General features: G+C 57.2%; 20 protein-coding genes and 2 tRNA genes. 7 read left to right on the forward strand and 15 right to left on the reverse strand.

Annotated features, from left to right (window positions below):
• The 5 genes from lon to VL130_RS14535 form a co-directional block, all read left to right on the forward strand.
• A partial coding sequence (gene lon / locus VL130_RS14515) for an endopeptidase La (RefSeq protein WP_325363766.1) occupies positions 1 to 1,867 on the forward strand: 1,867 nt, incomplete at its 5' end.
• Positions 1,868 to 2,272: 405 nt separating this feature from the next.
• Complete coding sequence (locus VL130_RS14520; RefSeq protein ID WP_325363768.1) at positions 2,273 to 2,548, forward strand: HU family DNA-binding protein; 276 nt, start codon at positions 2,273 to 2,275, stop codon at positions 2,546 to 2,548.
• A 141-nt stretch (positions 2,549 to 2,689) separates the two neighbouring features.
• A tRNA-Val gene (locus VL130_RS14525) sits at positions 2,690 to 2,765 on the forward strand.
• Between the two features lie 37 nt (positions 2,766 to 2,802).
• The gene (locus VL130_RS14530) at positions 2,803 to 3,012 is read left to right on the forward strand and encodes a DUF2945 domain-containing protein (RefSeq protein WP_325363770.1); all 210 of its coding nucleotides are present in this window, start codon (positions 2,803 to 2,805) and stop codon (positions 3,010 to 3,012) included.
• Positions 3,013 to 3,228: 216 nt separating this feature from the next.
• On the forward strand, positions 3,229 to 3,462 hold the full coding sequence (locus VL130_RS14535) for a hypothetical protein (protein ID WP_325363772.1): 234 nt from the start codon (positions 3,229 to 3,231) through the stop codon (positions 3,460 to 3,462).
• Position 3,463: 1 nt separating this feature from the next.
• Here VL130_RS14535 and VL130_RS14540 read toward each other — a convergent pair whose 3' ends face one another.
• From VL130_RS14540 to VL130_RS14560, 5 genes are read right to left on the reverse strand one after another with little or no spacing between them, the layout of a single operon-like run.
• Positions 3,464 to 4,267, reverse strand: coding sequence for an MBL fold metallo-hydrolase (locus VL130_RS14540; protein WP_325363774.1), 804 nt, complete (start codon positions 4,265 to 4,267; stop codon positions 3,464 to 3,466).
• Positions 4,267 to 5,055 carry a TatD family hydrolase gene (locus VL130_RS14545; RefSeq protein WP_325363776.1) on the reverse strand — a complete coding sequence of 263 codons (789 nt, stop codon included), beginning with the start codon at positions 5,053 to 5,055 and terminating at the stop codon, positions 4,267 to 4,269. Before VL130_RS14545 ends, VL130_RS14540 begins: the two co-directional genes overlap by 1 nt.
• Before the next feature lie 15 nt (positions 5,056 to 5,070).
• A complete protein-coding gene (locus tag VL130_RS14550; RefSeq protein WP_325363778.1) occupies positions 5,071 to 6,063 on the reverse strand; it encodes a DNA polymerase III subunit delta' in 993 nt (330 codons plus the stop codon).
• The gene (gene tmk / locus VL130_RS14555; protein ID WP_414636292.1) at positions 6,063 to 6,731 is read right to left on the reverse strand and encodes a dTMP kinase; all 669 of its coding nucleotides are present in this window, start codon (positions 6,729 to 6,731) and stop codon (positions 6,063 to 6,065) included. Before tmk ends, VL130_RS14550 begins: the two co-directional genes overlap by 1 nt.
• 59 nt (positions 6,732 to 6,790) lie before the next feature.
• Entirely contained in the window at positions 6,791 to 7,510 is a 720-nt protein-coding gene (locus VL130_RS14560; protein WP_325363780.1) for a septal ring lytic transglycosylase RlpA family protein, read from the reverse strand.
• A gap of 225 nt (positions 7,511 to 7,735) precedes the next feature.
• Between VL130_RS14560 and VL130_RS14565 the strand changes: the two genes are divergently transcribed.
• Positions 7,736 to 7,825: transfer RNA gene (locus VL130_RS14565), tRNA-Ser, on the forward strand.
• A gap of 173 nt (positions 7,826 to 7,998) precedes the next feature.
• Here VL130_RS14565 and VL130_RS14570 read toward each other — a convergent pair.
• From VL130_RS14570 to VL130_RS14585, 4 genes are all read right to left on the reverse strand, one after another.
• Positions 7,999 to 8,307 carry a hypothetical protein gene (locus VL130_RS14570; protein WP_325363782.1) on the reverse strand — a complete coding sequence of 103 codons (309 nt, stop codon included), beginning with the start codon at positions 8,305 to 8,307 and terminating at the stop codon, positions 7,999 to 8,001.
• 11 nt (positions 8,308 to 8,318) lie between these two features.
• Complete coding sequence (locus tag VL130_RS14575; RefSeq protein ID WP_325363784.1) at positions 8,319 to 9,761, reverse strand: hypothetical protein; 1,443 nt, start codon at positions 9,759 to 9,761, stop codon at positions 8,319 to 8,321.
• An 855-nt stretch (positions 9,762 to 10,616) separates the two neighbouring features.
• Positions 10,617 to 11,627, reverse strand: coding sequence for a class II fructose-bisphosphatase (glpX, locus tag VL130_RS14580; protein WP_325363786.1), 1,011 nt, complete (start codon positions 11,625 to 11,627; stop codon positions 10,617 to 10,619).
• A 36-nt stretch (positions 11,628 to 11,663) separates the two neighbouring features.
• Positions 11,664 to 12,071, reverse strand: a complete 408-nt coding sequence (locus VL130_RS14585; RefSeq protein ID WP_325363788.1) for a hypothetical protein — start codon at positions 12,069 to 12,071, stop codon at positions 11,664 to 11,666.
• Positions 12,072 to 12,268: 197 nt separating this feature from the next.
• Here VL130_RS14585 and phaC point away from each other — a divergent pair, with 197 nt between their 5' ends.
• Positions 12,269 to 14,209: a class I poly(R)-hydroxyalkanoic acid synthase gene (gene phaC / locus VL130_RS14590; protein ID WP_325363790.1), complete on the forward strand. Its 1,941-nt coding sequence runs from the start codon at positions 12,269 to 12,271 to the stop codon at positions 14,207 to 14,209.
• Positions 14,210 to 14,497: 288 nt separating this feature from the next.
• Here the strand turns inward: phaC and VL130_RS14595 are convergent, their stop codons facing one another.
• From VL130_RS14595 to nuoL, 6 genes are read right to left on the reverse strand one after another with little or no spacing between them, the layout of a single operon-like run.
• Positions 14,498 to 16,165 carry a ribonuclease J gene (locus VL130_RS14595; RefSeq protein ID WP_325363792.1) on the reverse strand — a complete coding sequence of 556 codons (1,668 nt, stop codon included), beginning with the start codon at positions 16,163 to 16,165 and terminating at the stop codon, positions 14,498 to 14,500.
• Between the two features lie 15 nt (positions 16,166 to 16,180).
• Entirely contained in the window at positions 16,181 to 16,963 is a 783-nt protein-coding gene (locus VL130_RS14600) for a type III pantothenate kinase (protein ID WP_325364249.1), read from the reverse strand.
• Positions 16,960 to 17,703 carry a biotin--[acetyl-CoA-carboxylase] ligase gene (locus tag VL130_RS14605; RefSeq protein ID WP_325363794.1) on the reverse strand — a complete coding sequence of 248 codons (744 nt, stop codon included), beginning with the start codon at positions 17,701 to 17,703 and terminating at the stop codon, positions 16,960 to 16,962. The genes VL130_RS14600 and VL130_RS14605 overlap by 4 nt, the downstream gene beginning before the upstream one ends.
• Positions 17,704 to 17,712: 9 nt before the next feature.
• A complete protein-coding gene (gene nuoN / locus VL130_RS14610) occupies positions 17,713 to 19,140 on the reverse strand; it encodes an NADH-quinone oxidoreductase subunit NuoN (protein WP_325363796.1) in 1,428 nt (475 codons plus the stop codon).
• A 15-nt stretch (positions 19,141 to 19,155) separates the two neighbouring features.
• Entirely contained in the window at positions 19,156 to 20,658 is a 1,503-nt protein-coding gene (locus VL130_RS14615) for an NADH-quinone oxidoreductase subunit M (protein ID WP_325363798.1), read from the reverse strand.
• Positions 20,659 to 20,676: 18 nt separating this feature from the next.
• On the reverse strand, positions 20,677 to 22,731 hold the full coding sequence (nuoL, locus tag VL130_RS14620; RefSeq protein WP_325364251.1) for an NADH-quinone oxidoreductase subunit L: 2,055 nt from the start codon (positions 22,729 to 22,731) through the stop codon (positions 20,677 to 20,679).
• Positions 22,732 to 22,737: the final 6 nt, after the last annotated feature.

Consider the following 22,737-nt stretch of genomic DNA (forward strand, 5'->3'; position numbering starts at 1 on the left):
GCAGGCGTTACTGGAGCAATTGTCCGTCACCAAGCGCCTGGAAAAGATCTACGCGTTGATGGAAGGTGAAATCTCAGTCCTCCAGGTCGAGAAGAAGATCCGCTCGCGCGTCAAGCGCCAGATGGAGAAGACCCAGCGCGAATATTACCTGAATGAGCAGATGAAGGCCATTCAGCGCGAACTCGGCGAACAGGACGAGGGCAAGGACGAGCTGGCCGATCTCGAAAAGAAGATCAAGGCCACCAAGCTTTCCAAAGAAGCCCGTACCAAGGCGATGGCCGAGTTGAACAAGCTGCGCCACATGTCGCCGATGTCGGCCGAAAGCACCGTCGTGCGCAACTATCTCGACTGGCTGTTGTCGATTCCCTGGGGCGCCGCCAAGACCAAGGCCATCGATCTGGCCAAGGCCGAAGACATCCTCGAAGCCGATCACTACGGCCTGGAAAAGGTCAAGGAACGCATCCTTGAGCATCTGGCCGTGCAGGCCCGCATGGGCACCTTGAAAGGCCCGATCCTGTGCCTCGTCGGTCCTCCGGGCGTCGGCAAGACCTCGCTCGGCAAGAGTATTGCAAAAGCGACGGGCCGTGATTTTGTGCGCATCTCACTCGGAGGCGTGCGTGATGAATCGGAAATCCGTGGTCACCGCCGCACCTATATCGGCTCCATGCCCGGCAAGATCATCCAGAACATGAAGAAGGTCAAAACGACCAACGCCTTCTTCCTGCTCGATGAAATCGACAAGATGGGCAACGACTGGCGCGGCGATCCCGCTTCAGCCTTGCTCGAAGTGCTCGATCCGGCGCAGAATTCGACTTTTGCCGACCACTATCTCGAAGTCGATTATGACCTGTCAAAGATCATGTTCGTCACCACGGCCAACAGCCTGAACATGTCGCAACCGCTGCTCGACCGGATGGAGATCATCCGCATTCCCGGCTATACCGAGGATGAAAAGGTCGAGATCGCCAAGCGTCACGTCCTGCCGAACCTGATGAAGGATCACGGCCTGACGACGGCGGAATTCGTGGTGCCGGAAAACGCCATACGCGACCTGATCCGCTATTATACGCGGGAAGCCGGTGTGCGTTCGCTGGAACGCGAACTGGGCAATCTGGCGCGCAAGACGATCCGTGATCTCGCGCGTGAAAAGGTGACCTCGATCACCATCGATGACGAGCGCCTCGCCAAATATGCCGGCGTGAAGAAATATCACTATGGCGCCACCGATGAGGTCGATCAGGTTGGTATCGTCACGGGCCTGGCATGGACGGAATTCGGCGGTGACATCCTTACCATCGAAGCCATCAAGATGCCGGGTAAGGGCCTGATGAAAGTCACTGGCAATTTGAAAGACGTCATGAAGGAGTCCGTTTCGGCGGCCAATTCCTACGTCAAGGCGCTGGCGCCGAGGTTCGGCATCCTGCCGCCGATCTTTGATCGTACAGACGTCCACGTTCACGTTCCCGAAGGCGCTACACCCAAGGATGGCCCGTCTGCCGGCGTCGCTATGGCGGTGGCTATGGTGTCGGTGCTGACTGGTATCCCGGTGCGCAAGGATCTGGCCATGACGGGTGAAATCACCCTGCGCGGCCGTGTCCTGCCGATCGGCGGCCTGAAAGAAAAGCTGCTGGCGGCCTTGCGCTCCGGCATCAAGACCGTGCTGATCCCGAAGGAAAACGAGAAGGATCTGATCGATCTGCCGGCCAATGTGAAATCGGGTCTCGAGATCATTCCGGTGTCGCTGGTGGAGGAGGCGCTCAAACATGCGCTGACCAAGCCGCTGACGCCGGTGGAGTGGATTGAGCCGGTGATTGCCGCATCCGCGGTAGCGTCGGCGGATGACCCGGATGCCGCTACGGCACATTAAGTCGCCCTTCAAATATAAAATAAAGCCCTGTTGATAAGTAGTCGACAGGGCTTTATTGCAACTCGTTGCAATTTGGCGGGGGGAGGTTGAGGCATGGATATCTTTTCGGGCAGAGAATCAGTTCTCCTTATCCACAAGGCCTTTGAGGAAAATGCCGTGAAATAAGTGTACGCTCCGGTTCAATTTCCGCCCACAGCCTGGGGATAGCTCTTCAAAAGGACGTGAAAACGCTCAAACCCTTTAAAAAACACGGTTTGCAGTGCAATAAACGGCATTTATTGCTTTGACGGGCTTACATTTTTGTAGTCTCTATCGGCTTCACCCATTAACGACTCACGGCCTAGTCGCCAACGTTAAGGGGGATGCTTAGCAACTGACCCCAAGACGGGTAAGGGAGAGAGATTTATGACGAAAGCTGAACTCGTGGCCGCCATCGCCGATCAGGCCGGTCTGACGAAAGATCAAGCCAAGAAGGCGCTCGACGCTTTCACCGATAGTGTTGTGGCGTCCCTGAAAAAGAATGATGACGTGCGCCTCGTGGGCTTCGGCACCTTCCTCGCTGTCAAGCGCGAAGCCGGTACGGCCCGCAATCCGCGCACCGGTGAAACCGTTCAGCGTCCGGCTTCGGTCACTGCGCGCTTCCGCGTCGGTGAAGGCCTCAAGGGTGCCTTGAACAGCTAATTGCGCTTATGGTTCGCGTGATGCGACCTCAAGACGATGATTATAAAGAGGCGTTTCCGTTCGGGTGATTTTAATCATCCGATACGGAAACGCCTCTTGACTTATGGGGGCAGGCTTGGCACATCGAGCGCTCCCTGGAAGGGGCGATTAGCTCAGCTGGCAGAGCGGCTCGTTTACACCGAGTAGGTCGGCGGTTCGAACCCGTCATCGCCCACCAGGCCGTCCTGTTTGATTGTGACAGAAGTGGACGCGCAATGACCACGACATTCAAGATTGGCGATCACGTCGGCTGGAATTCCGAAGCAGGCCGTGTGGCGGGAACAATTATCAAAATCCACACCAAGGATTTCGATTACAAGGGCCACACGCATCGTGCGTCAAAAGACGATCCTCAATACGAAATTAAAAGCGACAAGACCGATCACATTGCGGCCCACAAGGGCAGTGCGCTCGACCATGTGTAAAGAGAAAGAAGTCTGAAACCGGCGCAAATATTTATCGCATAATATATATTATGGGAAATTAAATCACATGGAAACAGCTTCGCCGCTGTACTTGCCCCCTTATGCCATTCTTATGCGCGAAGCCGGCCTTCGGCACATACCCTTTATCGCAAAGCCAATAACCTGACTTCAACAGCGCCACACCGCGCTCGATTTGCGTTTGTATGGAGTTTCCAGATGGCCGCCACAACCACCGCTCATTTTGAACCAACGACCGATACCTTTGGCCGGTTGACGCTTAAAGCGCATCATGGCGTTCAGGTTCTGCCAGCCAATTTGCTGATCGTTCTGGCGTTCTTCAGCGTACTTATCCTGGCGATCACTGGTCTGGCTTTTGCTGATAAGGCCGCATTCGAGCATAATCTGCCTGGCACGACCTATTATGGCGGCGTTCCGCTTGATTATGACTGACTTAAAGTGAAACCTTAACGTCCATCTGGTCATACGCAGGTTCAACGCCATCTGGCAGAATGGCTTTCAGTTCTTCATAATCCATATCCTGATGCAGATTGGTCAGGATGGTGCGCTCAGGCTTCACACGCTCTACCCAGTCAAGCGTCTTTTCCAGGTGAGAATGCGTCGGGTGCGGCTTGTAGCGCAAGGCGTCAACAATCCATACCTTCAGGCCTTGTAAAGCATCAAAACTCTCTTCAGGAATGTCCGACACATCACTGGAATAGGCTATATCGCCGATCCGGTAGCCTACAGACCGGATTGGCCCGTGGGCCTGGTCAAATGTGATAACCGGCAGATCGCCGCCCTCTCCTGAAATCGACCATTGAGTGCCGTGCGGAGGCACTAGATTGGGTTCGCATACCGGCGGATACCCCAGATTTCCCGTATAAATATAACCAAAACGACGGATTAGGGTCGTATAGGTGGCTTCATCCATGTAGCCGTCAATTGGCCGTCCACGGGCAAAGGTAAAGGCGCGCATATCATCCAGGCCGTGAGTCTGGTCGGCATGGTCATGCGTCCACAGGATCGCGTCGATGTGCGGCACAGCCGCCCGGATCATCTGTTCGCGGAAATCCGGCGCGGTATCGATCACTACGGAGGTCATGGCGTTACCATCCGACAGCCCAAACCAGGCGGAGCAACGTGACCGCCGGTTTTTCGGGTTCTCCGGATCGCAGGCGCCCCAGTAACCATCCACCCGCGGCACGCCCGTCGAGCAACCCGAGCCAAGAATTTTGACTGTCAGCGTTTTGGCCATCAGCGCGGTATCCGGTCAAATAGGCTGAAGAAAGCGTCAAGTGTGCGCGCCCTCACCTCATCCAGGCTCCATCCGCGAATTTCCCCCAGCTTGTCATAGACATGCGGCACGAAGGCCGGCTCATTGCGCCGTCCGCGCATCGGTATGGGCGCCAGGTAAGGGCAATCGGTTTCAACAATAATCTTGTCGGCCGGCATGTCCTTGATGATATCGCGCACATCCTGAGCTTGTTTAAAGGTGGCGATGCCGGAGACGGAAAACCATGCCCCCATTTCAGCGCAAGTCTTGGCCAGTTCAGCCCCGCTCGTATAGCAATGCAGCAGCAGCTTGAACGGCCCTTCGGCATGAGCCTCGGTCAGTATCTGCCCCATGACCTCATCGGCTTCACGCGTATGCACCACCAGCGGCAGGCCGCTTTTTCGTGCAGCAGCGATATGGGTTTTGAAAACCTGAGCCTGAACATCACGCGAGCTGAAATCATAGTGGAAATCAAGCCCGCACTCGCCGATCCCGACCACTTTCTGGCGCTCGGCCAGTTCCAGCAGCGTTTGCACGCTCAACTCCGGATTTTCGCGCGATTCATGCGGATGCGTGCCGACCGTCGCCCAGATGTCGGCATGATCTTCAGCAATTTTATAAACGGCCTCGAAATTGGACACGCGATCGCAGATATTGACCATAAGATCCACGCCCGCCGTACGGGCGCGGTTGATGACTTCGGCCTGGTCCTCGGTGAATTGCTGGGCATGCAGATTGACGTGGGAATCAATATATCGGTAGTCGGTCACAGCGAATATATTACCTTAGGAAAGCGTCGCCAACTCATTGTAAATCGACCAGAAATAGTCACCACGATCGAGATTGACACCTTCAACCTCGCCGACCGCCTGATTGAGCCGTGACCACAATTGCGAATAGGTTTGGCCGTTTTGAGGCGTTGCGGCACTCAGGGTCCGCTCATGCAGGCGATCCGTCAAGCACATCATGAAGGTGGCGAATTTACGCGCACCGTCATTCTTCGCCGAAGACGATTTGAACATGGCAGCGGCCTGCATCAGTTCGGCGCGCGGCGGGAGAGGCTTCTCCAACAGCTTGCCAGCGAAGGCATCCATTTCCAGCGCCCCCTCCTCCATCAGGCTAAGCGCCCTGCCCGGCGCGCCATGCGCCAAGCGAACCAGCCGCCCGATCGCTTCGTCATCGATATCGGCCCGCTTGCGCAGGAAGGCGTCAACTTCCTGGTCGCTCCACGGAATAAAGGTCAGCCGCCGGCAACGAGACCGGATAGTCGGCAGTAATCGGCCGGGCGAATGGGAGATCAGAAAGAGAATGCCCTTATGAGGCGGTTCCTCAAGAATTTTCAATAAGGCATTGGCGGAATTGATATTCAGGTCATCGACCGAATCGATAATGCAGACACGATAGGGCGAACGCGATGGCGCTTTGGAGAAGAATTCGCCGATTTCGCGCACGGCATCGACGCTGATATTCTTCTTCAGCCTAGTCTCGCCCATTTCGCGTTCGAGCACCAGTAGATCGGGATGCGAACCGGCGGTAATCAGGCGCACATCGGCGTCTTCCGGTGACATGCCCAGCGTACCAAAGCGGGTATCACGGTCATGCCCCATCAAAAACCGGGCACATCGAAAGGCAAAGCTCGCCTTGCCAAGCCCCTGCGGTCCGCACAGCAGCCAGGCATGGTGCAGACGGTTTTTCTCGTAGGCCGAGGCGAAGGCCTGATCCGGCCCTTCGGCCTGCTCAAAAGCGAAACTTTCGCGTGGCGGCGTTAATTCAGCCATTACGCGCCCCGCAATTCGGGAAAGGCCGATTGCACCAGGGTCCAGACCTCGGCGGCGATCGGCTCAATCCCCTGATCGGCATCGATCACGCGATAGCGCTCCGGCACCTGACGGGCGCGCGCCAGAAAGCCCGCGCGCAGGCGTTCGTGGAACACCAGCCCCTTGGACTCAAAACGGTTCTCGGCATCACCACGGACCTCGGCGCGCTTCAGCCCGGCCTCGACCGGCATATCCATGAGCAGCACCAGATCCGGTTGCGTAGGGCCAACGACGGCAGCGTCAATCTGCTCGATAAAGGCCGGCGCCACGCCGCCGCCGGCGCCTTGATAGGCACGCGACGAATCGGCAAAACGATCGCAAACCACCCATGCGCCGCGTTGCAGTGCCGGACGGATGATCTTTTCCAGATGGTCGGCGCGGGCAGCGTACATCATCAGCAATTCGCTGACCGCCGACCAGCGCGTAGCGTCGCCACGCACCAGCAGGTCGCGCAAGGCTTCAGCGCCCGGAGACCCGCCGGGTTCGCGCGTCTGCACCACTTCGAGGCCAAGCGCGCGCAGTTTCGCCACCAGGGTTTTGACCTGTGTGGATTTGCCCGCGCCCTCACCACCTTCAAAGGTGATAAAGCGGCCGCCGTGCAAAGGGGGATGTTCGGATAGTGTGTTCACGAAGCGAGATAGACCGTCTTTTGGCGCAATTCTCAAGCCCAAAAAGCGGGAAAACGCCGCTAATCGTCATGAACGAGGATAGCACTGCTGAAACCGGCGCTGATCGCTTCCTGCCGGCGTCTTTCGGCCGCCGCCGCGCCTTTGAAGGGGCCGGTATAGACGATATAAAGGCTGTCGCGTGAATTTATGCGGGCGTCGGCCAGCCGGCCTTGCGCGCGCTCGGCATTGTCCCGCTGCGAATAGGCCCCGACCTGAACGAGATAGCGCTGATCATCGTCCGGCGCGCGCGATGGGGCGGCATAGACTGGTGCTGGCCCCAGTCGTTCGGCCGGACCAAGCCAGGTGACCCGAACGCGGGCGGTGCCGGTGGTATAGACGCCAAGGGCCTTGGCCGCGCCGCGCGACAGGTCCATGACGCGTCCTTCGACGAAGGGACCGCGATCATTGACGCGAACGCGGATCGTGCGGCCATTATCGAGATTGGTGACCTCAGCGACACTGGGTAGCGGAAAGGTCTTGTGAGCTGCGGAAATACCATCCGGTGCGAAATATTCGCCATTGGCCGTGGTGGCGTTGGGCGATTCCTCGCTATACCAGGAGGCGATGCCGGTTTCGCTGTGCCCGGCATTGGGTATGCGCGGGTAATAGGTCTGGCCGCGCACGGTATAGGGCCGTGACGTGCCGGAATTATAGGCTGGCTCGCGGGCTATCTTCGGGCCTTGCGCGCCTGACAGGTCGCCGCCGGGACGCGTGGTGGCGCAGGCTGCCAATAACAGCATGAAAACAAGGGGTAACAGCCTTGTACTTAAGGCGCGAAATGAGCGTTCTGGCTCGAACATAGGCCTGATCTGGGCTAGGGGACACGGATGACTGATACCACCTTGCGCGCAATTTGCGAAATCTTGGTTAAGGCCTGTTAGCTATGTTATCTCAAAATGTGAAAAATCCGATGGAAGGGCTTGGCAGGTTGAGAGACGCAGGCTACAAGCGCCGTTCCCTCGTGCGGACAGGTGGCCGAGTGGTTTAAGGCAGCGGTCTTGAAAACCGCCGTAGGTGGAAGCCTACCGTGGGTTCGAATCCCACCTTGTCCGCCAATTTTCCCATAAAATACAGCCGGTTACGTAATGCGCTTGGCTGCGATCCGGGAGTTTGAGCGGGTGGTGATATTTGCTTTTCTACCAAATATCTACCAACTAATGTATCGGGGTGGCGCAGCACGCGCCAAACAAAAAAAAGGGGAAGGCTGACCTTCCCCTCAATGGCTACTTTATTTGCCTAGCTGCCGTATCGTACTCTCCGCCTTCGCGAGCGCACTTTTTGCTATCTCAAGCGCTGCTATGGCGGCAAGAGCCTGCGCCGCCTTCGGGTAAGGCCCTGGTGGCGGGAGATCTGTCGCAGCGGCGGCTGTTACCCAGCCGAAACGTGCGCCCGTGGCAATTTCTGCGACCCGGCCCCCGTTCACACCGAACCACGCCGCAATGTCGTGCTGGCGATCCCCGCGCTTCAACATACCCTTAATAAGAGAAGCATCGGTCTGCTGAAGATGAATACCACTTGCTTTTGCTCGTTTTGTCATCGTACCGCTCCCTACACCATTCTCTTGGCGCGATGCTTAAGCAACGCTTTTTCAAATTCGCCGACGGCGAACTCGTGGCTAGCTTCGTTTTTTGCCAATTTTTGTGGATCGAAACGCGCCATATCCAAAACCAAGCGGTATGCACCCGCTATGTCTTTTAGATACATCTCGACGAACTTCACTGGCTCGACTGCCCAGACTACCTTATCGTCATTAATTTCCATTAGCCCCTTCAACCCGTAAACTAGTGGCATAATGAGACCGTCTGGATACCGGTAATACACAGGCTTATTCAGGTAGTGTGTGTGCGGCTGGGACACGAGGAAGGCGCTCTTATCTTTCGCAGCCTCCCTCCGAGGCGGATCGTACATTTTGACGATCGGATTCGCTCCAAACCGAAATCCGTTTGAGTTGTAAGCATCTGGGAAGTCGCTGTAGATCAGATCATAAAGCTGGGGCAGATCAGACAATATATCAAAGCAACTTGCGACGGTGTGGTTAGTCAATTCATGTGTAGGTCCATCTACAGTTCGCGAAACACCCTTGTCGCTCATCAACTTGTCAAACTGTTTGGAACATTCACCTTTGTTGCGATAGATATTTTGCGGGGTCACCGAAATATCTAGGGGCAACAAGTTAGCCTCATTTGCACGATTTAGAGGTATCCACGCTAGTGCCAGTAGGTCGCGAACCTTAATCGGCTTAGTCTCGCTGCTTTCCCATTCGTTACTCTTCCATTCAACACGAGATGCGACGGCTGGGTCGAGGCGATCACGAATTTCATCGTAGAAACCAAGCTTGTTCGATTTGGTTTCCTGAGTAAGCTGCGCGTTATTATTTCTGGCGGCGCAAATATCCAAAACCGACATTTCAAATTGCTGAACTGATGCAGTGTTCTCAACGTCAGAAGGTACAAGCAGTTCAATAGGCACAAGGAAATCGAACTTTTCTTTCACTGCTTCAAGTGCATTGCGCTGCTTTTCCCAAAGATCCTTCATGTCATCCCATAGTGAAATACGGGCCAACTCCCGTTCATCCATGACCGCTAGGAGCATATGAAGACCAATTGCGAGCATGTTATGCCCCCCGTCGAGAATACCCTCCGAGTCAAGATCTTCAAATCGCAATTCGAACCTGTTGCGTTGAAGAGCCTCATAATTGGACGTCCCAATGAGGATGCCCTTGGATTTAAAAGGGAATAGTTCCGGGGTCTTTTCTAACGACTCCATAATGGCGTTCGTGACATTGCCCGTTTTAGCTGCGCGTGGATTTGCTTCAAGCGAGAGGTGATCAAAAAGCGGATACAAATCGCGGCCACGGACAAAGCCTGTGTAGCGCTTAATACCTGCAATCGAATTTTCGGAGGTGTGAGTGCTTAGCCGCTCTTCGTCACGAGAGTTTGGTTGCTCAGCGACAACCGCAAAACGGACAATAATTTTAGGTGTTTCAGTCATTCCAGTCTTCCATTTAATGAAGAGACTGGCCTCGGCGATTTGTGCGCAAGGATTGCGCAAACCGGTTCAGCATAAGCTGATCAATTTCGCCGCTTTTCAGCGACACAATAACCGAAACCATCTCAGGTTTCTTCTCAGCTTCTATCCAGAAGCAACCTGAGACTGACTTAAGAGTGGCAATTTGTCAAGTTGCTCCCTCGCCAACCGCAACCCGCGATATTTTCCCTACACAACAGTGGAACGGATCCTGTGAATGTTAAGGTGAGCGAATATGCGAATCGGTCACATATCCAATTGAATTTCTTAGCCCCACGACAAAATGCGCTCCCAATTTTCCCGAAATTCGTCCCGGTCATAGGCACGCGGTTCCAGCCAATATGCGCCACCGTTTTTATCCTGTGAAGCCAATGCCTTAAGCGCTCAATCAGTGTGTCTAATAACTCTTGTTGCTCCGTAATTCGGGCGGACACATCATCGAGAACATTACCAGTGCAGATTATGAACCGGCCATGGTCGTAGATCTCTATATCAACGTTCCCGCGCTTCCGTTTTATTCCGCTACCGGCGAGGTGGCCTTTGATAAAGATATGCAGGCCCTTTCCAGAACGCGACCACTCTGAGTATGATCCGAATGCGCGGGCTATTCTTACCGACACCGGATTCGCGGCTGTAGCCGCCCGCTGGGGCCTTTGCTGCACGTTTAAATGCAAGCCCCTGCCGGTCATGCACTCCGACAGAGGCTATTTTGCTAAAGCACAGTCTTGAAGGCGAAGGGAAACCTTCGTCTGTACTGCTGGCGGTTTGAACGCGACGGAGAGGTCCGATGTCTGAATCATTGCTTGACCTCCACCTGCCCTACCCCACCACCAGCGGTCGGCGCATCGACAACTTCCGCACCGTATGGGTTTTGGATATCATCACCAGGCTTTCCGTGGTCAGGAAGACCTCTCCGCGCGTGGTCGTTTCCTTTTGCACGCCCCGCAATAAAGCGCCGTGTGTCACGCCGGTGGCGATAAAGACCGCATCCGAACTGACCAGATCATTGAGCGTGTATTTGCGGTCGAAATCCGTCAGGCCGAGGCGCCGGGCACGTTCCCGCTCATCGCCATTGCGGAAGACCAGCCGCCCCTGGAACTGCCCGCCGACGCATTTCAGCGCGGCGCAGGCCAGGACGCCTTCGGGTGCGCCGCCCTGCCCCAGATAGATGTCGATACCCGTTTCCGGCTGGGCGGTATGGATCACGCCGGCGACATCGCCATCGGTGATCAGGTGGACGCGGGCGCCGGCTTTGCGCAAGCTTGTGATGATGCCGTCATGGCGCGGGCGATCGAGCACACAGGCGACGATTTCCGACACATCGACGCCCTTGGCTTTCGCCAGCGAGCGGACGTTTTCTTCCGGCGTCCAGTCGAGATCGATCACGCCTTCGCCATAGCCCGGCCCGATGGCCAGTTTGTCCATATAGGTATCCGGCGCGTGCAGCAGCCCGCCGCGCGGCGCAAAGGCGATGACAGACAGGGCGTTGGCCTGAGCCTTGGCGGCCAGCGTGCTGCCTTCCAGCGGATCGAGCGCGATATCGATGGCCAGGCCTTTACCGGTGCCGACCGTTTCGCCGATATAGAGCATGGGAGCTTCGTCGCGCTCGCCTTCGCCGATGACGATGCGGCCGTCCATCTCGATGGCGTTCAATGCCGTGCGCATGGCGTCGACGGCGGCCTGGTCGGCGGCCTTCTCATCGCCGCTGCCGATCTGGGCGTAACAGGCGATGGCGGTCTCTTCGGCCACACGGACGATATCGAGGCTGAGATCGAAATCCGTGGCGTCGCGCCGTCTGGCATCTTTGGTGAAATCAGCGGTTTCTGGCATAATTTTTCTTCTGGATTTAGCCGGTATGAACGACGCTTATTTTACAACGGGCGGCGGCGCGGCGCGTTTGCGCAGTTCATCGGCAAGCGCGTTGATTTGCGCCGGTGAGGTTTGCGTCTCGATCGGCCCCGAGTGTGCCGGGTCGATACGATCACGTGCTTCGGCGAAGTTTTCAGGCACCGTATTGTCCCACACCAGGGCGCGGACTTCGGTTCTCAACTGGGTGCGTTTAGTCAGCGCCTCGGAGACATCGGTCTGGAATTCGGCGGCGGTCGTCACGTTCGTCGGCGGCACGGGAAATTCCGACCACTTCGGCATACTGTTGATATCGGCCTGTGGCGGCGCTGCATCAGCGGTGGTTTGCGCCAGCAGATGAGTCGGGAACGACGTCAGGGCCAGCACGGCCAGAGAAACGGACAAACGATGCGCGAGGGTTAGTTTCAAAGGGATGCTCTCCGCTATGGAGCCTGATAACAGCATATATCTGCAACACAATTTAGGCGTGTCCGTATTTTGGTGCAAAATACCGGCAGGAGCATGGCCAAGACAAGAGAAATATAAATTTAGTTGTCTTGACGCTGTGCTTGCGTCACGGCCAGTCTATATATCCTGTAAGCGAATAACAGCCGGGACGCCGCCCCATGACCAAGACCCCTACGACGAAGACGCCGCGTAAAACCACGAAGGCGGCCTCTCCTGCGCCAACCGTAAAAAAGGCCTCGCCCCCGAAAAAGGCTGTCGCGCCAAAAGCTAAACCGACTACCATGGTGGTAGAACCTGCACCGCAAATTCGTGGGACACCTGTTGCGCGGTCGTTCGACACAGAAACCATCCGAAAAATAGAAGAACTGTCGGTCAATATCGCCAAGGCGGCGATGACGGCGCAAAGCGCCCTCGCCAAGACGGTTTTCGCCCAGCCCGAAGGGGGCAGCGCGGCCGATCCCTTTCAGGTCGGACCGGCCATGACGGAGATCATGGGCGCACTGGCGACAAAACCGGACAAACTGGTGGAGGCGCAAAGCGAACTCCTGACCGGCTATATGGAACTGTGGAGCAAGATGACCCGCCGCACCCTCGGCACGGAAGCGGCGCCCGGCGGCAAATCGGCAGACAAACGATTCGCTGATCCGCACTGGCAGGAACACGTCATGTTCGACATGATGAAGCAGTCCTACCTGCTGTCGTCGAACTGGATCAACAAGCTGATCAGCAGCGCCGAGGGTGTCGACCCCATGGTCAAGCGCCGCGCTGAGTTTTTCACCAAACTGCTGACCGACGCCATGTCGCCGTCGAACTTCCTGATGTCCAATCCGGCGGCCTTGCAGGCCCTGCTGGATACCAAGGGCGAAAGCCTGGTCAAGGGCATGGAACGTTTCGCCGAAGACATGGCGCGCGGCGACGGCAAGCTGAAGATCAGCCAGGCCGATACCGACAGTTTCGTGGTGGGGCGCAATGTGGCGACCACGCCGGGCAAGGTCGTCTATCGCGGCAAATATTTCGAGCTGCTGCAATACAGCCCGACGACGGAGCAGGTGCGTGAAATCCCCCTGCTCATCTTCCCGCCGTGGATCAACAAATTCTATATCCTCGACCTCCAGACCAAGAACTCGCTGATCAAATGGCTGGTGGATCAGGGCTTTTCGGTTTTCCTCGTCGGCTGGGTCAATCCGGATGCGTCGATGAAAGACACGACCTTCGAGGACTATATGTTCGGCGGTATCTATGAGGCCGTGCAGAAGGTGATCGAGCAGACCGGCGCCCCATCGGTCAATGCGGTCGGCTATTGCATCGGCGGCACCCTGCTCGGCTGCGCCCTCGCCCATATGGCCGCCAGGGGCGACAAGACGATTTCGGCCGCCACCTTCTTCACCGCCCAGCATGACTTTTCCGAAGCCGGCGACCTGTTGCTGTTCACCAGCGAGAACTGGCTGAAGGAACTGGAGCGCCAGATGGATGCCGCCGGTGGTGTGCTGCCCGGTTCCGCGATGGCGGATACCTTCAACAGCTTGCGCGCCAATGACCTGATCTGGTCGTTCTTCGTCAACAACTACCTGCTGGGCAAGGAACTGACGCCGTTCGATCTGCTGTGCTGGAACGCCGACCAGACGCGGATGCCCAAGGCGCTGCACCTGTTTTATCTGCGTAAGTTTTATGGCGAGAATGCCCTGACCAACCGCAAGCTGGTTCTGGCCGGGGTTGATATCGACCTGAAAAAAGTAGCGATCCCGATCTATGAACAGGCCGGCCGCGAAGACCATATCGCGCCGCCAGGATCGGTCTACAAGGGCTCCAAGCTGTTCGGCGGCCCCGTCACCTTCATGCTGGCAGGGTCCGGTCATATCGCCGGCGTGGTCAATCATCCGGATGCCAAAAAATACATGCACTGGCTGAATGACGCCCACCCCGACACGCTGGAAAAGTGGATGGACGGCGCTGTCGAGCACGCCGGTTCGTGGTGGCCGCATTGGGCCGGCTGGCTGAATGAACGTTCGGGAGAGATGGTTCCTCCCCGTGATCCGGCCAAGGGCAAACTCAAACCACTGATGGATGCGCCGGGTTCCTATGTGATGGTCAAGTCGTGATTATTCGCCTGTGACGCTAAACGGTGTTGTGAGCCTCGCGGCAAATATTTGATTGCAATAATTGCGTGGAATTTACCTATATAAAATCAATGTTGATAAATATATTTGATATGCTCTTTTTTAAATAAATTCAGGTGTTAAATCTCGATATTGCTCATATTCGATTAAATGGACTCTGATCCCAGACTCAATTGTCAACATTGATTATCTGGCTGATTTCCAGCGTACAGGAAAAAGCCGCTCACCTGACAGGCGAGCGGCTTGAAAACGCGTATTCGGCGAATAAGTTCAGGTTCGCAGAATGATCGTTTCGACAATCGGGCGACGTCCCCAAATGGCTTGCGCCGCCTTCTTGACGATCCGCGCCACCACGATTTCGACGCCTTCGTCTTCATCGCGTGACTCGACCGGCATCGCCTTGATGGCCTTCTCGACGCTCTTGCAAATGGCTTCGAGCTGGTCGGAAATAATGTCGTCATCCTCATAGGCCAGGCCAAGCCCCCTCACCTCAACGATCGAGGCCAGGCGGTTCTTGCCATCAAGCGCGAACGCGACGAACATCATGCCGTTATGGGCGGCATGGCGGCGTTCGCGCAGGGCGTCAGAGGCTTCCGGCACCAGATGCCCGCCATCGACGAACAAACGGCCATTCGGCACCTCATCAATGATCTCGGCCCGGCCAGGCGCCAGGCGCACCATGTCGCCATTGCGCGGGGTGATCTGCTCGTCGACACCCTCTTCTGCCGCGAGAGCGGCGTGCTTCAGAAGATGGCGGCGCTCACCATGGGTCGGCACCGAAATGCGTGGACGCGCCAGGGCGTACATTTCCTTGAGTTCATCGCGGCACGGGTGGCCTGAAACGTGGATGCCCGGATGATCGCGTTCGGTATGGATGGCAACGCCCAGATCCGACAGGCGATTTTGCAGCGACCGGATCGAGATTTCATTGCCGGGAATGAGCCGCGAAGAGAAGACGCAGGCATCGCCGTCCTTGAGCTTGACTAGGGGGTGATTGCCATCGGCGATACGCGACAAAGCCGCGCGCGGTTCCCCCTGCGAGCCGGTGCAGAGATAGAGCACTTCATTGGCTTTCAGGTGTTGCGCCTCGCCTTCGCTAACCGGATCAGGGATGCCTGCCAAGAGGCCGACATGACGTGCGGCGGCGGTGATGCGGTGCATGGAGCGGCCAACCAGGCAGACCTTGCGGCCGGCCTCCATAGCGGCGCGCATGACGGAATCGACCCGCGCCACATTGGAGGCAAAACAGGCGACGGCGACGCGCTTTTTCAGCCCCTTGATGACCTTGGTCAATTCGATCCGGACGTCTTCTTCCGAGCCGGCGCGGCCTTCGACAAACACATTGGTCGAATCGCAGACCATCGCCAGCAGGCCTTCGTCGCCCAGCTTGCGAATGGCCGGAATATCAGTCGGGGCGCCGGTGATCGGCGACTCGTCGAACTTCCAGTCGCCGGTGTGGAAAATCGTGCCCAGTTCGGTGCGGATCGCCAGGCCGTTCGGTTCGGCGATTGAGTGCGTCAGCGTGATATAGTCAATATCGAACGGCCCAAGCTTGACGTTGCCATTAAGCGGCACCTCGGTCATGTCGCAATCATCGACGCCGGCTTCACGCAGCTTTTCACGCACCAGGAAGGCGGTGAAGGGCGTGGCGAAGACGGGCGCCTTGATCTTGTCCCACAACCAGCCCAGCGCGCCAATATGGTCTTCATGGGCGTGGGTCAGAACAATACCGAGGATATTCTCGCCAATCAGGAATTCCGGATCGGGCACGATCACCTCGATGCCCGGCGTCGTCAGATCGCCGAAGGTGACGCCGACATCGACGATGATCCATTGGCGGTTATCGGCCGGACCGAACCCGTACAGGTTCAGGTTCATGCCGATCTCGTTCGATCCGCCCAGCGGCAGGAACACCAGTTCGTTGGTATGTTTTTTCATTTATATGTAAGCCAATCAGGATGCGTCGCGTGCCAGCGTCCGCTTATAGATTTCGAGCAGCCCGCGCAGCGTCAGGTCATGGTCGAAATGGTCGATGCTGTCTGTAGCACCTTCAAACAGAGAAGCCACCCCACCGGTGGCGATAACAATCATCTTTTGCCCGTATTCGGCCTTGATTGAAGTGATCATGTATTCAATCAGGCCGATATAACCCCAGAAGATACCGGACTGCATGGCACTGACCGTATCCTTGCCAATCTTGCGAGCCGGTTTTTCGATGGCGATGCGCGGCAACTTGGCGGCGGCCGAATGGAGCGCTTGCAGGGACAGGTTGATGCCGGGCGCGATGGCGCCGCCTTCGTAGCCGCCATCAGCGCCGACCACGTCGAAGGTCGTCGCGGTGCCGGAATCGATGATGATCAATGGGCCGGCATAGGTGATATGGCCGCCCACGGCATTGACCAGGCGGTCAGCTCCGGCTTCGCGCGGTTTATCAATGCGTATCTCGATGCCAAGGTGAGTGTTTTCGCCGATAACATAGGGCTGACGATCGAAATAACGCTGGCAGAGCTTACGCAGATTGAACAAAGACTGCGGCACGACCGACGAAATGATGCAGTCCTTGATGATCTTGAAATCAAGGCCGTGCATCTGCATGAGTTGATAAAGCCAGGCGGCATATTCATCGGCGGTACGGGTCGTTTCAGTGGCGACACGCCACTGCGCGATCCAGTCTTTGCCATCATGGATGGCGAACAGGGTGTTGGTATTGCCTTGCTCAATAGCCAGCAGCATCAGATCAGATCCCCGTAGCTGATATCGCCGCCGGTAACCGTATGGACCCGGTCATCGCTTTCAATCTGCAAGCCGCCGAATTCATCCAGCCCCGTAATACGACCTGACACCGACATATCCTCTTGCGTCACGGTCACAAGACGGTCGCGGCCATAGGCACGTTTCAGCCACGCCTTGGCGATATCGCTGAAATCCTTGTTGCGCCACAAATCCAATACGCCATCCAAATGGCCGTTGAGTTTGTGTAGCAGCGCCACCGCATCGAGGTTTTTGGCCTCCGGGCTGATTTCCTTCAGCGCCACGGTCAGATAACCTTCGAGGATCGGCGCTGCCCGCATATTGATGCCAATACCGATAACGACCCCCAGATGTCCGGGTTTGTCTACCGCTTCGGTCTGGACGATAATGCCGCACAGTTTACGGCCACGATGCAGAACGTCGTTTGGCCATTTAATACGCATCGCCTGATCCGTGTCCGGGATTAGGGGACGCAACATCTCATAAATGGCCAGCGCAACGACAAAGGATAGCTGCGGCACCTGGCGGATATCAACCTCCATGATCTCCCAACGAGAGGCCATGAAATTGCCCTTGGTGCCGACCCAACTCTTGCCGTGTCTGCCAATACCCTTTGTCTGTTCCTTCGCCAGAATCCAGCCGGAGCCGGATCGCCCTGCCTTGACGCGAGCCAAACCTAAATCTTGGGTAGACGACAGCGTATCAAAGATTTCAAAATCGGCCAATGAGTAAGCCTAACTGCCGAAGCCTTGCGCCGCTGACTGGGCGAGCGGATAGACGTAGATCAGGAATACGATCACGAGCGGGAAGGAAAAGGCCGCCGCCGCATAGGCGATCCACCGGGTTTCCAGAGGGGACTTGTCCATATCGCCGGCCGGCGCATCGAACCACATCAGCTTGAGGATGCGCAGGTAATAGAAGGCGGCCACGACCGAAGCCACCAGACCAGCGGCGGCGAACCACCACAGGTGCGCGGAAATAGCGGCGCCGAAGACGAAGTACTTTCCCCAGAACCCGCTGAAAGGCGGCATACCCAAAACCGACAGGGACAGGATAGTCAGCACGATCGTCATCGGCATATTGGTCTTTGACAGGCCCGCCAGACTATCGATGCGGGAAAACGGCTCGCCCTTGCGGCTCAAGGCCATCTGAACGGTAAACAGGCCCAGCGTATCGACCATATAGAGCACGAAGAATATCAGCAGGGCCGGAATCCCGACCGCGCCGGCAGCGATGGCCAGCAGGGCGTAACCCATATTGGCGATCGACGAATAGGCCAGCAGCCGCTTGAAATCCTTCTGCATCAGGCCACCGAGAGCTCCAACGACGAAGGACAGAACGGCCAGCACGAGGATGACCTGCCGCCATTGATCGATCTGCGCCTCGAAACCGGTTTGCAGGACGCGGGCGAACAGCACCATAGCGGCGAATTTCGGCGCACCGGCGGCGAAAGCGACGACCGGCGTAGGGGCGCCTTCGTAAACATCCGGCGTCCACATATGGAAGGGCGCGGCGGAGACCTTGAAGGCCAGGCCGCAGATCAGGAACACCAGACCGAAGATCAGGCCGACATTGAGATTTGTCGTCGCCGATTGGGCGATGGCGTGAAAGTTCATCGAACCGGCGAAACCGTAGATCAGCGACGCGCCATACAGCAGCAGGCCGGACGACAGTGCGCCGAGGACGAAATACTTGAGGCCGGCTTCGGACGATTTGGCGTCATCACGCCGGAAGGCCGCCAGGACATACAGCGCCAGGGATTGCAGTTCGAGGCCGACATAGAGCGCGATCAGGTCGCCGGCCGAAACCATCATGCTCATGCCGAGCGCCGCCAGCACGATCAGGATGGGGAACTCGAAACGGGCTGCACCGATGCGGTCGAAATAGCCCTGCCCCAGCACAATGATGAAGACGGCGGCGATATAGATTGCCACCTTGGCGTAGAGCGCGACGCCATCGACGATGAAGGAACCGTTGAAGGCCGCCCCCTGGTGACTGAAGGCGGCGGCGAAGGCCGCCGCGATCAGCGCCACACCGCAGAGGGCGCTGACAGAGATCATGCCCTTGTCACCGCGGAAAGCGCCGAAAACGAGGATCAGCAGGGACGAGACCGCGATGATCACTTCCGGCAGGGCCAGGTTGAGAGCGAGATTGAAATCCATAATGCTTTCTCGTCCTTATCCGCCGATGACCGTCTGATAGGTCGCAACGACCGTATCAACGCTGGCAGTGGTAATGTCAAATACGAAGGCCGGATAGACGCCCAGCGCAATCGTGGCCAGAATCAGCGGCGTGAAGATGATGATCTCGCGCACCGACAGGTCCGGGTATTTCTTGAGGGCTTCGTTGTGCACTTCACCGAACATGATGCGCTTGTAAAGCGTCAGCGCGTAGACGGCCGACAGGATCACGCCGGAGGTCGCCACGAAGGCCACCCAGGTGCCCCACTTGTACGCACCGACCATAGTAGTGATTTCACCGATGAAGCCGGAGGTGCCGGGCAGGCCGACATTGGCCATGGTGAACAGCAGGAAGACGAAGGCGTAATGCGGCATCAGCTTCGTAAGACCGCCGTAAAAGGCGATTTCGCGGGTGTGCCAGCGGTCATAGACCACGCCGACGCAGAGGAAGAGCGCGCCGGAAATGACCCCGTGGCTGATCATCTGGTAAACGGCGCCCTGCACGCCCAATTGGTTGCCGGCGAAGATACCCATCGTCACGAAGCCCATGTGGGCGACCGAGCTATAGGCGATCAGTTTCTTCATGTCGGTCTGGCGGAAGGCGATTAGCGAGGTTACCACGATGGCGATGACCGACAGGCCCATCATCAGCGGTGCGAACATTTCCGAGGCATAAGGGAACATCGGCAGGTTGAAGCGGATGAAACCGTAGCCGCCGAGCTTCAGCAGGATACCGGCCAGCATGACCGAACCGGCGGTCGGCGCCTGAACGTGGGCGTCGGGCAGCCAGGTATGGACCGGCCACATCGGCAGTTTGACCGCAAACGAAGCGATAAAGGCGAACCACAGGAAGGGCTGGACCTCACGCGCGAAAGCGAAGTGCGACAGCGCGGGAATATCGGCGGTGCCGGCCACGCCCACCATGTACAGCATGGCGGCCAGCATCAGCACGGACCCAAGCAGGGTGTAGAGGAAGAACTTGTAGGAGGCGTAGATCCGCTCCTTGCCGCCCCAGATGCCGATGATCAGGAACATCGGCACGAGGCCGCCTTCAAAGAAGATGTAGAACAGGAACAGGTCGAGCGAGGTAAACACGCCGATGACCAGGGTTTCCAGCAACAGGAAGGCGATCATGTATTCGGTGATGCGTTCCTTGATCGAGTCCCACGACGCCAGGATACACAAAGGCATCAGGAAGGCGGTCAGAAGCACGAACAGGATCGAAATACCATCGACGCCCATATGGTAGGAGATCGGTCCAAACCACTGATAATGTTCTTCAAACTGGTATCCTGGATTGCTTCTATTGAAGCCAGCGACCAGCACGACGGACAGGGCCAGTGTAATCAGCGTCGTCCACAGGCTGATCCATTTGGCGTTTTTGGCGATAACGGCCTCGTCGTCCTTACGCGCCAGGGCGCGAAGGACGAGGATCACCACGGCCCCGAACAGGGGGGCGAAGGTGATGAGGCTCAGCAGATTGGGGATAGCGGGTATCATTTTAAAATCCATCTCCCCTTAGTGGACCAGCCAGAAGACATAGGTCAGTAGACCCACGACGCCGAGGAACATAGCGAACGCATAGTGATAAACATAACCGGTCTGGGTCTTGACCAGATTCTTCGCCGATTTCAATGCCGCCCAGGCGGCGCCGTTCGGACCGAGATTGTCGATGATCCTGATATCGAGCACCTTCCAGAAGAAATCACCGAGAACCTTGGTTAGCTTGACAAAGGTGACCTGATAAATCTCGTCGAAATACCACTTGTTGTACAGGAAGCTGTAGACCGGCCCCTGATTGGCGGCGAATTTCTTCGGCAGGTCGGGCCTGACGATATAGTAGTACCAGGCCAGAATCATGCCGATCAGCGTCACGGCCAGAGGCGCCAGCTTGACCCACATGTTTTCGATTTCGTGGGCTTCGTGCATGATGTGGTTGGTCGGCGCCGTGAAGATGGCATGGCCCCAGAATTCATGGGCGTGCTCACCGATAAAGTAAGGTGCGAAGGCGACACCGGCAAAGACCGCGCCGACGGCCAGGAGGCAGATCGGCACCAGCATGACCCACGGGCTTTCGTGCGGCTTGTGGTCATGACCGTGGCCATGATCATCATGTGCGTGGTCGTCATGCGCCGGTTCGGAGGCGTCGTGCCCATCTATCACTTCATGATGGTGATCGTCAGACGTATGCTCCCATTGCTTCTTGCCGTGGAAGGTCATGGCGATCAGACGCCACGAATAGAACGAGGTCAGAAGGGCGGCTGCCACGCCCATAACGAAGGCGAACATGCCCTGCGGCGTGTTGTGTGCGGCCCATGCGGATTCGATGATAGCGTCCTTCGAGAAGAAGCCGGCGAAGCCGAACGAGGTTTCCGGAATGCCGAGGCCGGTGATGGCAATGGTGCCGATCGTCATGACGCCGTAGGTGACCGGCAGGAATTTCCACAGGCCGCCCATCTTGCGCATGTCCTGTTCGTGGTGCATCCCGTGGATCACCGAACCAGCGCCAAGGAACAGCAGGGCCTTGAAGAAGGCGTGCGTGAACAGGTGGAACATGGCGGCCTGATAGGCCCCTACCCCCGCCGCGAAGAACATATAGCCCAGTTGCGAACAGGTCGAATAAGCGATGACGCGCTTGATGTCGTTCTGCGTGAAGCCAATCGAGGCGGCGAAGATGGCCGTGATGGCGCCGATATAGGCAACGATCATCTTGGCGACCGGGGCATATTCAAACAAAGGCGACAGCAGGCAGACCATATAGACGCCGGCGGTGACCATCGTGGCGGCGTGGATCAGGGCCGAAACGGGCGTCGGACCTTCCATGGCGTCGGGCAGCCAGGTGTGCAGGAAGAACTGCGCCGACTTGCCCATGGCGCCGATAAACAGCAGGAAGGCCGCGAGATCGAGCGCCGAGAACGACTGGCCGAGGAATTCCCAGGTCTGCCCCTGATGCGAAGCAATCATCGGGAACAGTTCATGGAAGTTGATCGTGCCGAACTGCCAATAGACCGTCATGATGCCAAGCGCGAAACCGAAGTCACCGACCCGGTTGACGACGAACGCCTTGATGGCGGCCGAGGACGCGCTTTCCTTGTTGAACCAGAAACCGATCAGCAGATACGAGGCCAGGCCCACCCCTTCCCAGCCGAAGAACAACTGCATGAAGTCGGCGGCGGTCACCAGCATCAGCATGGCGAAGGTGAACAGCGACAGATAGGCAAAAAAGCGCGGGCGCGACGGGTCTTCGCTCATATAGCCCCAGCTATAGAGGTGGACGAGCGACGATACCGTCGTCACCACGACCAGCATGGTGGACGACAGGGCGTCGATACGGATCGACCATGCCGAATGGAAGGTGTCGATATTGATGAACGGCAGGATGGCGATTGTGAAATCCTCCATTCCCCCCCAGGTATGCTGGATGAAGGCGTACCAGCTCAGGGCGCAGGCCGCGAACAGCAGGCCGGTCGTGATAAACTGTGACGCAATATTGCCGAGCCAGCGACCAAAGCCGCCGACGATCAGCGCACCGATGAGCGGCGCGAATACCGCGAGTGTCACCACTGTGGACATATCAGA

The organism is Asticcacaulis sp. (assembly GCF_035497195.1).
In the GTDB taxonomy this organism is placed as follows: domain Bacteria; phylum Pseudomonadota; class Alphaproteobacteria; order Caulobacterales; family Caulobacteraceae; genus Asticcacaulis.

Excerpts from the sequence above, each read along its gene's own strand:
- nuoN (WP_325363796.1), bottom strand. The coding sequence starts at position 19,140 with ATGGATTTCAATCTCGCTCTCAACCTGGCCCTGCCGGAAGTGATCATC.
- VL130_RS14595 (WP_325363792.1), bottom strand. The coding sequence starts at position 16,165 with ATGAAAAAACATACCAACGAACTGGTGTTCCTGCCGCTGGGCGGATCG.
- phaC (WP_325363790.1), top strand. The coding sequence starts at position 12,269 with ATGACCAAGACCCCTACGACGAAGACGCCGCGTAAAACCACGAAGGCG.
- VL130_RS14520 (WP_325363768.1), top strand. The coding sequence starts at position 2,273 with ATGACGAAAGCTGAACTCGTGGCCGCCATCGCCGATCAGGCCGGTCTG.
- VL130_RS14540 (WP_325363774.1), bottom strand. The coding sequence starts at position 4,267 with ATGGCCAAAACGCTGACAGTCAAAATTCTTGGCTCGGGTTGCTCGACG.
- VL130_RS14615 (WP_325363798.1), bottom strand. The coding sequence starts at position 20,658 with ATGATACCCGCTATCCCCAATCTGCTGAGCCTCATCACCTTCGCCCCC.
- glpX (WP_325363786.1), bottom strand. The coding sequence starts at position 11,627 with ATGCCAGAAACCGCTGATTTCACCAAAGATGCCAGACGGCGCGACGCC.
- VL130_RS14560 (WP_325363780.1), bottom strand. The coding sequence starts at position 7,510 with ATGCTGTTATTGGCAGCCTGCGCCACCACGCGTCCCGGCGGCGACCTG.
- VL130_RS14530 (WP_325363770.1), top strand. The coding sequence starts at position 2,803 with ATGACCACGACATTCAAGATTGGCGATCACGTCGGCTGGAATTCCGAA.
- VL130_RS14570 (WP_325363782.1), bottom strand. The coding sequence starts at position 8,307 with ATGACAAAACGAGCAAAAGCAAGTGGTATTCATCTTCAGCAGACCGAT.
- VL130_RS14575 (WP_325363784.1), bottom strand. The coding sequence starts at position 9,761 with ATGACTGAAACACCTAAAATTATTGTCCGTTTTGCGGTTGTCGCTGAG.
- VL130_RS14535 (WP_325363772.1), top strand. The coding sequence starts at position 3,229 with ATGGCCGCCACAACCACCGCTCATTTTGAACCAACGACCGATACCTTT.
- nuoL (WP_325364251.1), bottom strand. The coding sequence starts at position 22,731 with ATGTCCACAGTGGTGACACTCGCGGTATTCGCGCCGCTCATCGGTGCG.
- VL130_RS14550 (WP_325363778.1), bottom strand. The coding sequence starts at position 6,063 with ATGGCTGAATTAACGCCGCCACGCGAAAGTTTCGCTTTTGAGCAGGCC.